The sequence below is a fragment of the Microbulbifer sp. ABE4_465 genome, assembly GCF_056160765.1.
Genome location: NZ_JBSWXV010000003.1, coordinates 315,916 through 328,289 on the forward strand (window position 1 = coordinate 315,916; position 12,374 = coordinate 328,289).

At 51.0% G+C, this 12,374-nt stretch carries 14 protein-coding genes; 7 read left to right on the forward strand and 7 right to left on the reverse strand.

Annotation, left to right across the window (positions count from 1 at the left end):
* Positions 1-14: 14 nt before the first annotated feature.
* From coaE to pilB, 4 genes are read right to left on the reverse strand one after another with little or no spacing between them, the layout of a single operon-like run.
* Positions 15-629: a dephospho-CoA kinase gene (gene coaE / locus ACXAG1_RS08375; RefSeq protein WP_475119469.1), complete on the reverse strand. Its 615-nt coding sequence runs from the start codon at positions 627-629 to the stop codon at positions 15-17.
* Between the two features lie 4 nt (positions 630-633).
* The gene (locus ACXAG1_RS08380) at positions 634-1,518 is read right to left on the reverse strand and encodes a prepilin peptidase (RefSeq protein WP_475119470.1); all 885 of its coding nucleotides are present in this window, start codon (positions 1,516-1,518) and stop codon (positions 634-636) included.
* 1 nt (position 1,519) lies between these two features.
* A complete protein-coding gene (locus ACXAG1_RS08385) occupies positions 1,520-2,740 on the reverse strand; it encodes a type II secretion system F family protein (RefSeq protein WP_475119471.1) in 1,221 nt (406 codons plus the stop codon).
* Between the two features lie 35 nt (positions 2,741-2,775).
* Complete coding sequence (gene pilB, locus ACXAG1_RS08390) at positions 2,776-4,488, reverse strand: type IV-A pilus assembly ATPase PilB (protein ID WP_475119472.1); 1,713 nt, start codon at positions 4,486-4,488, stop codon at positions 2,776-2,778.
* Between the two features lie 419 nt (positions 4,489-4,907).
* Between pilB and ACXAG1_RS08395 the strand changes: the two genes are divergently transcribed.
* The 6 genes from ACXAG1_RS08395 to ACXAG1_RS08420 all read left to right on the forward strand — a co-directional run bounded on the left by ACXAG1_RS08395 (position 4,908) and on the right by ACXAG1_RS08420 (position 9,037).
* Positions 4,908-5,324 (forward strand): pilin, encoded by a 417-nt coding sequence (locus ACXAG1_RS08395; protein WP_475119473.1) that lies wholly within the window; start codon positions 4,908-4,910, stop codon positions 5,322-5,324.
* Between the two features lie 133 nt (positions 5,325-5,457).
* Positions 5,458-5,859, forward strand: a complete 402-nt coding sequence (locus tag ACXAG1_RS08400) for a type IV pilin protein (protein WP_475119474.1) — start codon at positions 5,458-5,460, stop codon at positions 5,857-5,859.
* A 54-nt stretch (positions 5,860-5,913) separates the two neighbouring features.
* A complete protein-coding gene (locus ACXAG1_RS08405) occupies positions 5,914-6,723 on the forward strand; it encodes a sterol desaturase family protein (RefSeq protein ID WP_475119475.1) in 810 nt (269 codons plus the stop codon).
* 784 nt (positions 6,724-7,507) lie between these two features.
* Entirely contained in the window at positions 7,508-7,759 is a 252-nt protein-coding gene (locus ACXAG1_RS08410; RefSeq protein WP_475119476.1) for a type II toxin-antitoxin system ParD family antitoxin, read from the forward strand.
* Complete coding sequence (locus tag ACXAG1_RS08415; protein WP_475119477.1) at positions 7,756-8,046, forward strand: type II toxin-antitoxin system RelE/ParE family toxin; 291 nt, start codon at positions 7,756-7,758, stop codon at positions 8,044-8,046. Before ACXAG1_RS08410 ends, ACXAG1_RS08415 begins: the two co-directional genes overlap by 4 nt.
* Positions 8,036-9,037: a helix-turn-helix domain-containing protein gene (locus tag ACXAG1_RS08420; protein WP_475093634.1), complete on the forward strand. Its 1,002-nt coding sequence runs from the start codon at positions 8,036-8,038 to the stop codon at positions 9,035-9,037. Before ACXAG1_RS08415 ends, ACXAG1_RS08420 begins: the two co-directional genes overlap by 11 nt.
* Positions 9,038-9,177: 140 nt before the next feature.
* Here the strand turns inward: ACXAG1_RS08420 and ACXAG1_RS08425 are convergent, their stop codons facing one another.
* Both ACXAG1_RS08425 and ACXAG1_RS08430 read right to left on the reverse strand, forming a co-directional pair.
* On the reverse strand, positions 9,178-9,465 hold the full coding sequence (locus ACXAG1_RS08425; protein ID WP_475119478.1) for an addiction module antidote protein: 288 nt from the start codon (positions 9,463-9,465) through the stop codon (positions 9,178-9,180).
* Position 9,466: 1 nt separating this feature from the next.
* Complete coding sequence (locus ACXAG1_RS08430) at positions 9,467-9,754, reverse strand: type II toxin-antitoxin system RelE/ParE family toxin (protein WP_475093632.1); 288 nt, start codon at positions 9,752-9,754, stop codon at positions 9,467-9,469.
* A gap of 259 nt (positions 9,755-10,013) precedes the next feature.
* Here ACXAG1_RS08430 and ACXAG1_RS08435 point away from each other — a divergent pair, with 259 nt between their 5' ends.
* Positions 10,014-10,181 carry a hypothetical protein gene (locus tag ACXAG1_RS08435; protein WP_475093631.1) on the forward strand — a complete coding sequence of 56 codons (168 nt, stop codon included), beginning with the start codon at positions 10,014-10,016 and terminating at the stop codon, positions 10,179-10,181.
* Positions 10,182-10,733: 552 nt separating this feature from the next.
* Here the strand turns inward: ACXAG1_RS08435 and ACXAG1_RS08440 are convergent.
* Positions 10,734-12,209, reverse strand: coding sequence for a DUF3360 family protein (locus tag ACXAG1_RS08440; protein ID WP_475093630.1), 1,476 nt, complete (start codon positions 12,207-12,209; stop codon positions 10,734-10,736).
* Between the last annotated feature and the right edge of the window lie 165 nt (positions 12,210-12,374).

The following is a 12,374-nucleotide window of genomic DNA, read 5'->3' on the forward strand; positions in this document are numbered from 1 at the left end:
AGCTATTGCGACGACTATTGAGAGTGGGTGGCCAGTTGAAGGTACTTCTGGTGAAGCGTATCCACCTGGGCGTGTAGGGATTCAAGTGAGCCGCTATTATCCAGAATATCGTCCGCCCTTGCACACCGATCTGCGCGCGGCATCTGCGCGGCCATGATCTTGCGGATCTGATCTACAGAATTGGCATCCCTAGCACTGGCGCGTTCCAGCTGAAGCACTTCCGGGATATCCACAACGCAAACACGCTGCACTAGTTCCGATTGGCTGGTTTCCAGTAGCAGGGGGGATTCTAGAATTGCGTAAGGGGCGGAATGGGTTACTGTACTTGCAGTCAAAGAGGAAATAATTTCTTCGCGAATCAGTGGGTGAGTCAACTGTTCCAGCCAGCATCGCTCACTGGGGTTATCAAATACCAGCTTGCGCAGTGCAGCCCGGTCAAGCTCGCCTTCCGGCAGAATCACGTCCGCCCCGAAGTGCTGTGCAATTGCATCCAGCGCTGGACGGCCGGGTTCAACCACTACCCGTGCAGCCAAGTCGGCATCCACCACATTAACCCCGTGGTGCCGAAACCGAGCGGCCGCTGCGGATTTGCCACTACCGATTCCACCAGTCAGCCCGACGACAAACATGGCTTCAGGAACTCAGCCCGGAAACGCGAAAATACCACCCCATAATCTGCTCTCCCCACAACATTGCAATCCATGCTGCACCGGCAAGGTAGGGACCGAAAGCAATTGGAAGGTTCTTGTCTCGGCCGGAAACCAATGTCCAGATAATACCCGCCAGTGCACCAACAGCTGCAGATAAAAGAATCACCAGTGGCAGCACCTGCCAGCCAAACCAGGCACCAATAGCAGCCAGAATTTTGAAATCTCCGGCGCCCATGCCTTCCTTACCGGTTACCAGTTTAAACACGTGGAACACGCCCCACAGTGCAAGGTAGCCAGCAATCGCACCAATCACTGCATCCTGAAGCGGAGCAAAAACTCCCCACAGGTTAATCAGCAGGCCTGCCCATAATAGTGGCAAGGTGATGCTGTCTGGTAGAAGCTGCTTGTCAAAATCAATCCCGGTCAGCGCCACCAGCGCCCAGGTAAAAAACACCCCTGCCAACGCCTGCCAGGTAAAGCCCAGCTGCCAGACAACCACGGCAGTGAGAATGCCTGTGACAAGCTCTACTAGTGGATAACGCTGGGAAATACGAATGCCACAGTTACTGCATTTCCCACGCAATAGTAGAAAACTGATGACGGGGATGTTCTGCCAGGGCTTAATCTCTTGATTACAGCCTAGGCAGTGTGAGTTTGGGAGAACCAGGTTATATTTTTGATCGAGTAGCTTCTTGTCTTCAGTTGAAGGTGTTTTTTCAAAGTAGGCGTAGAAATCTCGCTGGTATTCCCGCTCCATCATGATTGGGAGGCGATGTATAACTACATTCAGAAAGCTGCCGATTAGCAGGCCTAAAACAAAAGCGCTGCTAATTAGCAGCGCTGGGTGAGAAGTTATAGTTTCAATCATTTTAAATAACTTTGCCGAGCTGGAAGATTGGAAGATACATCGCAATCAGCAGGCCGCCTACGAGCACGCCCAGTACGGCCATAATCATTGGTTCAAGCAGTGCGGTTAGATTGTCTACCATATTGTCTACAGCTTCTTCGTAAAAATCTGCTGCTTTACTCAGCATTTCATCGAGAGCACCAGTTTCTTCACCGATTGCTGTCATCTGAACTAGCATCGGAGGGTACAAGTTAGAAGAGCTCATCGCAGAATTAAGTGTTATACCTGTTGCGACAGAATCCCGAATTTTAAGTGTCCCTTCGGTATAAATAACATTCCCTGTGGCGCCTGCGACCGACTTCAGAGCATCAATTAGTGGTACGCCTGCCGCAAAAGTGGTGGCAAGCGTGCGCGCGAATCGCGCAGCAATTGAATTGTATGTGATTTGTCCTAATACTGGAATTTTTAGGATGAGGCGGTCAAAAAAGTGGGCTACATTCTTATTGCGTTTTTTAATCTCTAGCGTTCCGCCAATAATTAACACCGTTCCAACAAATGCGATAAGCCAATTGGCTTGCATCCATTCTGAAATTCCCAAAACGAATAAAGTAAACGCCGGTAAATCTGCGCCAAACCCCGAAAACGTCTCTGCGAAAGTTGGAACAACTTTTACTAACAATATAGCTGTGACGAGAACAGCTACAATCATAACTGCAATCGGGTAGGTCATCGCCTTCTTAATCTTCTTTTTTAGCGATTCTGTTTTTTCTTTATATGTAGCAATTCGGTCAAGCATTGTTTCGAGGGCACCTGACTGCTCGCCAGAATCAACCAGGTTGCAGAAAAGCTCATCGAAATATAAAGGGTGCTTGCGTAAAGTTTCGGCAAAACTTGTACCCGAAGCTACCTCGTCACGGATGCTAAATATAAGTTTTTTAAGCCCAGAGTTGTCCGATCCGTCGGCTACAATTTCGAAGCTTTGTACAAGTGGTACACCGGCCTTCATCATGGTAGCAAGCTGACGAGTAAATAGAGCAATGTCGCCCGGTTTTATTTTTTTGCTATCACCAAAAAGGGGCTTGGGTTTTTTTTGAACGCGATTTGCAATGATTCCTTTACGCCGAAGATGTGCTTTTACAAGCGCAGTACTGGTACCGCTTGTCTCCCCTTCAACTTTATTCCCTTTGGCGTCGATGCCTTTGTAAACGTATGTTGTTGCTACTGCGTTGGCGGCATTGGCCATGGCGATTATCCCGGTTCTGTAATTTCAGATGAACGTTAGTCGTTGGTTACGCGGTTGGCTTCTTCAAGGCTTGTTACCCCGAACACAACTTTGCGGAGAGCTGAAATACGCAGGTTGTTGAAGCCTTCTTTTTTGGCCTGGTCGGCTATCTGAATAGAATTGCCCCCTTCCATTATAATGCGTGAGATGCCGTCCGTGACGCGAACAACTTCATATACGCCCACACGTCCCTTGTAGCCCTTCGAGCAATGTTCGCACCCCACCGGCTGATAGATTTGCCATTCACTTTTAGGAATGGTCACTAATTCAAACCCTTCTTCCTGCAAAATTTCATCGGGGATTTGCGCCGGTTTTTTGCATTCATTGCACAGGCGACGGGCCAGCCGCTGTGCAATAATTACGCTCACCGAGGTCGCAATATTGAATGTGGGTACACCCATATTCATCAGGCGGGTCAGGGTCTCTGGTGCAGAGTTTGTGTGCAGGGTTGAAAGCACTAAGTGACCGGTTTGTGCCGCTTTAATTGCGATTTCCGCTGTCTCCAGGTCCCGAATCTCCCCGACCATTACGATATCCGGGTCCTGGCGCAGGAACGAGCGTAGCGCCTCGGCAAAGTTCAGCCCAACCTTGTTAGAAACGTTTACCTGATTGATTCCCTCCAGGTTAATTTCCACTGGGTCTTCTGCGGTGGAAATGTTGCGTTCAGGGGTGTTGAGGATATTCAAGCCAGTGTATAAGGATACGGTTTTACCGGAGCCTGTTGGCCCGGTAACCAGAATCATCCCCTGAGGTTGAGCCAGGGCATCCATATAAATTTGTTTCTGATCTTCCTCGTACCCAAGCGCATCAATGCCCAGCTTTGCGGAAGACGGGTCCAAAATCCGCAGTACGATTTTTTCTCCCCAGAGTGTAGGTAGGCTGTTTACCCGAAAGTCAATGGCCTTGGTCTTTGACAGTTTCATCTTGATCCGGCCATCCTGCGGAACCCGCCGCTCGGAGATGTCCATTTTCGACATCACTTTGAGTCGGGCAGAAAGGCGGGTGGCTAACTGGATAGGGGGTCGAGCAACTTCATGTAAAACGCCATCTGTACGCAGGCGGACTCGGTAGCTTTTTTCATAAGGCTCGAAATGAATATCCGAGGCGCCTGTGCGGATCGCATCAAGTAGCACTTTGTTTACAAAACGTACAACGGGTGCTTCATCTCCACCCGGTTCACTGTCATTTTCCTCGGTACTTGATCCGCCTTCTACATCGAGACTGTCGAGGTCCTCATCATCAAGCCCCTCCAGCCCTCCCGCTATGTCTCCGCTATTAGAAAGAAAGCTTTCTATAGCCTTTGCCAGCTTGTCCGCTTCAACCAATACCGCATCGGTGCTGAGACCAGTATTGAAATTGATTTCGTCTAGCCCGGCAAGATTGGTGGGGTCTGCTACTGCGAGAAATAGCCGATTTCCACGCTTATACAGAGGGAGCGCAAAATGCTTTGTGATCAGTTTTTCATCAATTATATCTTTAGGAAGGAGGTCGAAGTTGTAACTCGACAGGTCAAATAGTGGGGACCCAAATGCGCTTGAAGCGATAGTGGCCAGGTCGCGACTTTTGATCAACTTTGTTTCAACAGCATGCTGAGCGAAGCTTTGGCGCTCACGTTTGGCCGCTTGTATTGCAGAGTGTGCTGTGGCTTCATCGATGGCCTTGTCGATAACCAGCCGTTTGGCCAGTCCGCTCAGGGGGGTGCTGCTCATTGGAGTCGATTCGCAATTGTGTTGTGTGTTTTTTGTTCTTTTCCGGCGCTTTTTTAAACTGAACTGCCAGTGCCCCAATATAGCGAAATAACATCGGGCCGCCAAATACTGAAAAGACAATTAGATCACAGTGTTAACGAGCATCGTTAAGGAGGCCTGTTAGGATTCGTTAGTTCAGAATCAGAGCAAGGATTGTAAGCGGTCACTAGCTGACAATTAGCGTCACTTAAAAAAGGTTTGGGGTGTTATTTGGTCGATTTGTATGAATGTCACTCAGAAGGTTTGCGCTCACCTCCAGTCCTGCTGTTTTTTTGTTCAGTCTTGGCGCTTGCGCGTTTTGCCACAAACCCGGTATTGTAACTGCCGACTTCCTCACGGGATTTCGTCCAAAAACAACAGTCTGTATGGAGACGGTTACAATGAAAAAGCAACAGGGTTTTACTCTTATTGAATTGATGATCGTGGTTGCGATTATCGGAATCTTGGCAGCGGTTGCAGTTCCTGCATATCGTGAGTACGTTGCCACTTCCCACGGCGGTGCTGCTATGAAAGGCGTTGGTAGTTTTGTTACCAAGGCGCAAGCTTGCATTCAAACTGACTTGGGTTGTGACTCTTTGAACGCCGAAATCACTGCTACCGCAGAACTGACTGCAAGTGCTACTGCCGATGAAGCGACCGCTGTCAACCTGACTTGGAACGACGGCACTTGTTCTGTTGTAGCTGCAATCACTGCAAATGGTGCTGTGACCTACACAGCGAATACAGTAAATGCGAACGCTGCTACACAGAATCAGTGTGAAGAAGGTGCCGGTGTTGCCCTTACAACAACTCCGTAAGTTCGTAGTTGTATTGTAGTTGCCATTCTTAGAGTGTCGGCTGCAAAAAAGCCTCGCTGTAGCGAGGCTTTTTTTTTGTCGAATTACAAGTGGCTAATTAGGGTGTCACTATTATGTTGAGCTGGGTTGAATTGTGAAGAATATCCGAGGATTTACCTTCTTGGAGTTGATGATTGTGGTTGCAGTCATCGGTATTTTAGTCGCTGTTACCATTCCAACTCTGAGGGAGTACGTAGCAGAATCCCATGGAGGAGCTGCTATGAAAGGAATAGCTGAATTTGTGAATAAGGCTCAAGTTTGTGTTCAGGGTGGTGGTGGTTGTGGCTCCTTGGCTGCTGAGATCGTCGGTGTAGAAGAGTTGATGGTTTCGGGAAGCCCGGCACTAGGTACTGCGTTGGAGCTACAGTGGGATGAGGGAGTGTGTGTAGTTGAAGCATCCATCTCGGGTGATGGCAGCGTCGTATACTCCGCAAAGGCATCCGCTACAGCGCTCGATACTTTAGACTCTCAGTGCCAACATGGAGCTGGATTGTAGTAATCCGGAGAGCTTATATTTTGCAATTGGCTGCGTCTTTTGGTTGAGCTTTATATGACTGGTTTTTCGGATTTACTTCTTGATACTCTGGATGCGCTTGTTTCAGGTTTTCATGGTTTACTTATACCTGGTGTGGTCTTTCTCTTGCTTTGTTTTCTAGTGAAGGGGCGAGCGGCAATAGCATCAGTGAGGAAGTGCACTCACAGTAGCCTATTTAATATCTCTGTAATGAGTATCAATATAGTCCTACTTTCTCCAGTGCTCGTTTTGTTGTACCAATGGTTTATGGTGCATGAAATTGCATTAATTAATTCAGGGTGGGTAACGTACGTTCCTGATATTGGTGTTATTTTTTTAGCGATATTTATCGGCGATTTTGTCGGCTATTGGCGTCATCGATTCGAGCATCTCTGGCTATTGTGGCCCTCGCATATGTTGCATCATTCTGATGGTCGAATGAGTTGGTTGACTTTGCAAAGGTTTCATCCTATTAACCGCTTAAGCACATTTCTCATAGATGGCAGTGTGCTCTTAGTGTTGGGGTTTCCGCCCTTTGCAATAATAGCGAATAACTTTGTTCGTCATTATTATGGTTACTTTATTCATGCTGATTTACCTTGGACGTATGGTAGGTGGGGGAAAATTTTTGTTTCACCTGTTATGCACCGGTGGCATCATGCGCTAGATAGTGCTTATCACCATAAAAATTTCGCAACCGTTTTTTCCCTATTTGACAGGTGTTTTGGAACCTACGAGGTTCCAGGGATATGTCGTGACCAGTTAGGTTGTAAAGTAAGAGGGAAGCAAGTGGGTCTTGCAGGACAATTACTATATCCTTTCAAGCCTAGCTCATACTACAAATAGGATATATGTAGGTGCCAATTCGGGGGCTATTTTAACCTAATATTAGTCCGCACTAATTTGTCTCTCCATGGGTGACGGCTACGCTCCGATACTCGGGAGGCCAGTACCGCAAAGTGATTCAGGACGTGACTCCACGGGAAGACATTCTCGAGGTAGGAATACTATTCTCGATGCCTTCGCTGAGGCTCGTCAGCGGTTTATTTGGCTTCATTCGGCGATATTTGGAGAAGACTGATAGTTACCAATTCTCTTGAACCCGATAAGTAACCCTGCCGAACTCAAGGGGCTGGAGAAAACTAGTATTCGTTCTTACGCACTGGTCTGGTCCGTTATGGCTTAGCAAATTGATTGGTAGTTCATGTGGTTGGCACCACTACCGACACTAGAATTACGAGGTGAATCTCCACCCACGAGGAGCCCAGCCAATGACCATGCGCACTCTAGCCACCGAATTCCCCGACCTCGCCGACAGCATCCGCCACCTGATTCAGGACAGTATTCAGTACAAGAATGACCACGACAACTACTGGCCCTGTAGGGGTCAAATCTTGACATAACAGTATTTTGACCGATCTTATTACGCTTTAATCGGATTACTGCGTCTAAATCCCTTGAGGCATAGTGTTCTCGTGGTTACCGGTAGATCCCCACTTCTCGAAGGCTTAGCTTCGGCTAAAAGTGATGGCATCGTGGCTGCTACGTGCAAGGGTGATACTTTTCGGGGGTGGTCGCTGGCAACAGGTTGGCTATAATTGGCAAAGTTTGCCAAATAGTGGAGGCTGGTATGGCCACAATGAATATCTCCCTGCCCGAAGGGCTGAAGCACTGGGTGGAGCAACAGGCGCATTCGGGCCGTTACAGTAACAGTAGTGACTATATGAGGGACTTGATTCGGCGGGATCAGGAGCGAGCTCTCAAAATTGCGAACATGCAGTCGTTGGTTTCCGAGGGTTTTGAAAGCGGGGTTGGAGATAAGAGCATGGAGGCGCTAAAGGTGATCGCACGGAGAAAATTAGAGGGCGGGGACGCTCAGTGAGCTACCGCCTGACAGAGAAGGCGGAAGAAGATGTTGTCGATATTTTTCTTGAGGGGGTAAAACTATTTGGGCTGCCCCAGGCGGAGCTTTATCACTCGCAATTGGAGAAGGCGTTTTTATTCCTGTCTGAAAATCCACTTGAGGCATCCGTCAGAAATGAAATTTCACCTCCTGTTCGAATTCATCCTGTAGGGTCACATTTAGTCGTATATTCGATATGCTCTGATGAGGAGGTGTTAATCGTGCGTGTCCGGCACGGCCACGAGGATTGGAGCCGTGGGAATTAAGGAGATGAGCAGACCACTACGCCTCGAATACCCCGGAGCCTGGTACCACGTGATGAATCGCGGCCTGGCCCGGCAGAAAACTTTTCTCAATGCGGATTGCTATTCCGCGTTTCTCGATACGCTTGCTGAGGCCCATCAGCGGTTTCAGGTTCAGGTGCACGCCTACTGTCTAATGGGCAACCACTACCATCTGCTTCTGCATACCCCACTAGGCAATCTCAGCCGGGCGATGCGCCATATCAACGGTGTTTACACGCAGCGCTTTAACCGGCTGCAGGGGCGAGATGGCCCATTGTTTCGGGGGCGCTATAAAGCAATTCTGGTGGAGGCGGATCAGTATCATCTGTCGCTAACCCGATATATCCACCGCAATCCAATTGAGACACGCCGCCCGCTGGTGGATCAGTTGGAGGAATACCCCTGGTCCAGCTATCCCGCGTACCTCAATCTTTGCAAATCGCCAGACTGGCTGTATCGGGATTTTACCTATGCCGGGTTGGGCCGCCGGGACAAGTTCCGTGGCTACCGGCAGTTTGTGGAGCAGGGGGTGGATGAGGAGGTGGCGGCATTTTACGAGCGTCAGCGGCAGTCGCCATTTCTTGGCGGTGAGGTGTTTCAGGAGGAAATGCGCTCACGGCTTGGTGAAATACCGCCCGAGGTGAGTGGCATGGCCGTTGATGGCGGGGTTTCGGTTGGATATGTGACGATCGTGGAGGCTGTTGCAACGGTTTTTAAGCGGCAGGCTGACGACCTTTATAAGCGCTCAGGGCCTGGACGCTCTGGCGCGAACCCGGCGCGGGCGGTGGCTATGTGGCTTTGTCAGGATCTGGCGGGGATGACGCTGCCGGAGATTGGCGCGGTGTTCGGTGGTGTGCATTACAGTGCGGTGAGCCAGGCGGTGCGGCGGATAAAGGAGAAGGTGAGGGGAAGTGCGGAATTGAGTCACCTGTTTGAAGTGGCAAGGGCGAAAGTTCCGGGAAGCGGGTTGTGAGGTTGATTTTTTGATCTTTGGGGCATGATTCTTGGTATCGGCTTGAAGCATCTGTGATCGGAGAGGCGGGGGAGGAGCTAGTGGGCTTCTATTCGTTATCCCCGGGGCTGTTACCGCCTGGCGAATTGCCCTTAGTCTTGCTAATGGTGTACTCGCGCCGTCATGTCAACACCCAGGGCGCGCAGTACTGCAAGTGTCGTTTTCAATGTGGGGTTTCCCTTTTCACTGAAGGATCTGTACAGCTGTTCGCGGGAAAGGCCAGTTTCTTTGGCAATTTCAGACATACCTTTGGCGCGGGCTACTACGCCTACGGCTTTGGCAATGTAGGCGGCATCACCGGATTCAAAGGCGTCCGCCATGAATATGGCGATGGCCTCGGGACTGTCGAGCGCCGCGGCAGGGTCGTAATTGTAAAGTTTTTCAGCCATTTTAAACCTCCTTTGCCAGCCGCTTGGCGGTGGCGATATCTCTTTGCTGAGAGCTCTTGTCACCACCGCTTAGAAGTATGACAAGGGTGTCTCCACGTTGTTGATAATATATGCGGTATCCGGGGCCATGGTGGATACGAATTTCTCTAACGCCATCACCCACTGGCTTGGCGTCTCCTGAAAGACCATTGGCCAGCCTGAATATACGGGCGGCAATCAGGGCTTTAGCCCTCTGGTCTCTGAGGCCGCTTTCCCACTTCCGAAATGTGTCCGTTTGCTTAATTTCCATGCCGATGAATTGTAGTTTAATGACTACAGGTGGGCAAGCTGGAAGGAATGGTGGTGCGGCGGATAAAAGAGAAGATGGCGGGAAGCGCCGAATTGAGTCGCCTGTATGACGCGGCAGGGGTGAAGGCTACAGGACGGGGGGTGAGGCTAATTTTGACCTGTGAGTCATGGCTCTGTGCGTCGGCTGGAACCCGTTGTGACTAAGTGAGTAAGCACTATAATCGGCCGGAAGGCGATTTTTGTGACTCTTGGAAGGGAAGATGACTCTAAACGTGGATCATCTGTGCCGGACGGTGGATACACTGGCTGCTGCGCTCGAGGAGTTGGGTAAAGTAACGCCGGGCAGTGTTCAATACGATCTATTCCGTAATGCCGCCATCAAGAGTTTTGAGCTGTCGCTGGAAGCATCGGGAAAGTTGTTGAGATAGGCGTTGAAGGCATTTTCAGGGAGTCCGCGACAAAAGGCATTGTCGGAGATGACTGATGACACCCAGGCTTGATCAGTTGCCGCGATACGCGGAAGGCGTGTTGCGAATTCTCGATGAGCGGGTCCCGGAGGCTGAAGTCTGGGCGTTCGGTAGCCGAGTGGTAGCCGGGTGGTAGGCGGGGCCCATGAAGGCAGTGACCTGGATCTGGTGCTTCGCAATCCAGTTGATCTTTCTGCGCCCTTATCTGGCCTCGGGGCGCTTAAAGAGGCCCTGAGCCAAAGTAACATTCCGATTCTGGTTGAAGTGCATGATTGGGCCTTGTTGCCGGATGCTTTTCACGAAGAAATCGAGAAAAAAAGCCTCCTTTTTCGAGCGCCTGTAAATCTGGCGGCTTGAATAATTCGCCGGCGTCAAATCTTGACATAACCGTATTCCGGTCAAGGGTTGGTGAGGTGTCGGGTTTGGAGACACACAGCCCTGGTTATATTGCACCCGCTGCGATAGTGAGTTGCACCGGGTGCTAAATGTTGTTCGCGGTGAACCTCATAATGACTATGAAATTCTAAAGGTTTCCACCATCGCCGGAACACCTGGAAACATACCAATCGCCAACATCACAACGCACAGCAGCGCAAAAACAACACCGGGAATAATCCACCGGCCAGCGTGCCCCAGCTCCTGCCCCCGCTCTTTGCAACCGATCAGGCCCAGATTGTCCAAGAGCACTGTCAGGGACCAGCCAAACACCGGGTTGACGATAGCGGAGGCGAAAATAACTACCGCGGCGGATTCTGTGGTTTTGCCTTTGCGGGTCATTTGCATGCCGGCTTCCAGGAGTGGCAGGAATACGCCCACGACCAGGGCAATGCTCAGCACTGGTGGCCAAACCGCCAAGTCCATTGGGTAGCCCAGCAAAGCGGTAGCGATACACAGAATACCGGTTAGCACGGCGCCGCCCGGGATGGGGCGCTTGGCGATGGCGGCCGGTACGATATAGGTTCCCCAGGATGAGGTGATGTTGGCGCCTCCCAACAGGCTACCGACCGTTTGCCGGGTTGCCGCACCGATCATGGTGTCGTCAATATTCATGATTACCCGGTCGGTTCTCGGCGGGTAATTGAGCCTCTGAAATACCTGATGGCCCAGAAAGTCTGGGGACCACATGGCGACCGCCAGAATGGCGAAGGGGGTGACGGCGAGAAAGGCCTTCAAATCCGGCAGGCCCAGTTGCCAGCCGGTGTTTTCTCCCCACCAGTACGCCGGGTTCATGTTGGGCAGGCCGGGTTCGGTGGTGAATTCGAACGGTGCGCCCAATGCAAAAGCCACAATGCCTGCCAGCAGGCAACCCAGTGGAATAGCCAGCCAGCGTTTGCGGAAGTGCTCGAGCAGGGCGTACATCACGATGGTCGCCAGGAGTACGACGAACGCGATGTATCCTTTGTCGAAGCTTTCCGCCCAGGTAAACAGGCGCCCCACCTGGCTGGTTACGCCGATAAACCCAAGATACAGCAGCAGACCACCGGCCACGCCGTTGCTGGTCAGCCTGGTGAGCAGGCTTCCGCCTTTGGTGATACCCAATATAAAGCCCAGTATCCCGATCATGATCCCCAGTGCCATGGGGTGCCCGCCGGAGGCAACCACCAGCGGAATCATGGGGATCAGGGGGCCGTGGGTGCCGGGAAGATTGGCGGTGGGGTTCAGGAATCCGGAAAGGAAGAAGGCGAACAGAGCCGCGGCGATCAACATTTCGAAGCGAATGTTTTCCGTCATAAATTCTGCGGACAGTCCCAGCGGCGTGGCGAATGCCGCCACGATGGCGGCCACCATGACGACTTTGCCGATGGTGGCTGCCATGGCGGGGATCCAGTCTTCCCACTCAAAGCGGTAGTCGCGGAACGGGTAATTGGGGGCCCAGCGGCGCGGGGCCATGATTTGCAATTCGTGCTCAAGGTACTCTTCACGAGTCGTGAACGCGGATCTCGGTTTGCGCTGCGCTCGATAGCTGCTCTCGACCAGAGGCTCGGTCATTACGGGATCCTTCGCCTGTTCCAATTTAGTTTGGGGATAGAGGATTTCAGGTAGAACTATAGACGCGAGTCCGTTGAGCTAGACGAATTGAGGCCCGTTATAGATTGATATAGGTAGGTGTCGCCTGATTTGTGGTTTGCTCGCGCTTCGACACTAGAATGAACA

Bases quoted from the DNA above. Each gene is read 5' to 3' on its own strand.
- ACXAG1_RS08410 (WP_475119476.1), top strand. From the start codon at position 7,508: ATGGCCACAATGAATATCTCCCTGCCCGAAGGGCTGAAGCACTGGGTG.
- ACXAG1_RS08435 (WP_475093631.1), top strand. From the start codon at position 10,014: ATGACTCTAAACGTGGATCATCTGTGCCGGACGGTGGATACACTGGCT.
- ACXAG1_RS08440 (WP_475093630.1), bottom strand. From the start codon at position 12,209: ATGACCGAGCCTCTGGTCGAGAGCAGCTATCGAGCGCAGCGCAAACCG.
- ACXAG1_RS08385 (WP_475119471.1), bottom strand. From the start codon at position 2,740: ATGGCCAATGCCGCCAACGCAGTAGCAACAACATACGTTTACAAAGGC.
- pilB (WP_475119472.1), bottom strand. From the start codon at position 4,488: ATGAGCAGCACCCCCCTGAGCGGACTGGCCAAACGGCTGGTTATCGAC.
- coaE (WP_475119469.1), bottom strand. From the start codon at position 629: ATGTTTGTCGTCGGGCTGACTGGTGGAATCGGTAGTGGCAAATCCGCA.
- ACXAG1_RS08405 (WP_475119475.1), top strand. From the start codon at position 5,914: ATGACTGGTTTTTCGGATTTACTTCTTGATACTCTGGATGCGCTTGTT.
- ACXAG1_RS08395 (WP_475119473.1), top strand. From the start codon at position 4,908: ATGAAAAAGCAACAGGGTTTTACTCTTATTGAATTGATGATCGTGGTT.
- ACXAG1_RS08425 (WP_475119478.1), bottom strand. From the start codon at position 9,465: ATGGCTGAAAAACTTTACAATTACGACCCTGCCGCGGCGCTCGACAGT.
- ACXAG1_RS08430 (WP_475093632.1), bottom strand. From the start codon at position 9,754: ATGGAAATTAAGCAAACGGACACATTTCGGAAGTGGGAAAGCGGCCTC.
- ACXAG1_RS08380 (WP_475119470.1), bottom strand. From the start codon at position 1,518: ATGATTGAAACTATAACTTCTCACCCAGCGCTGCTAATTAGCAGCGCT.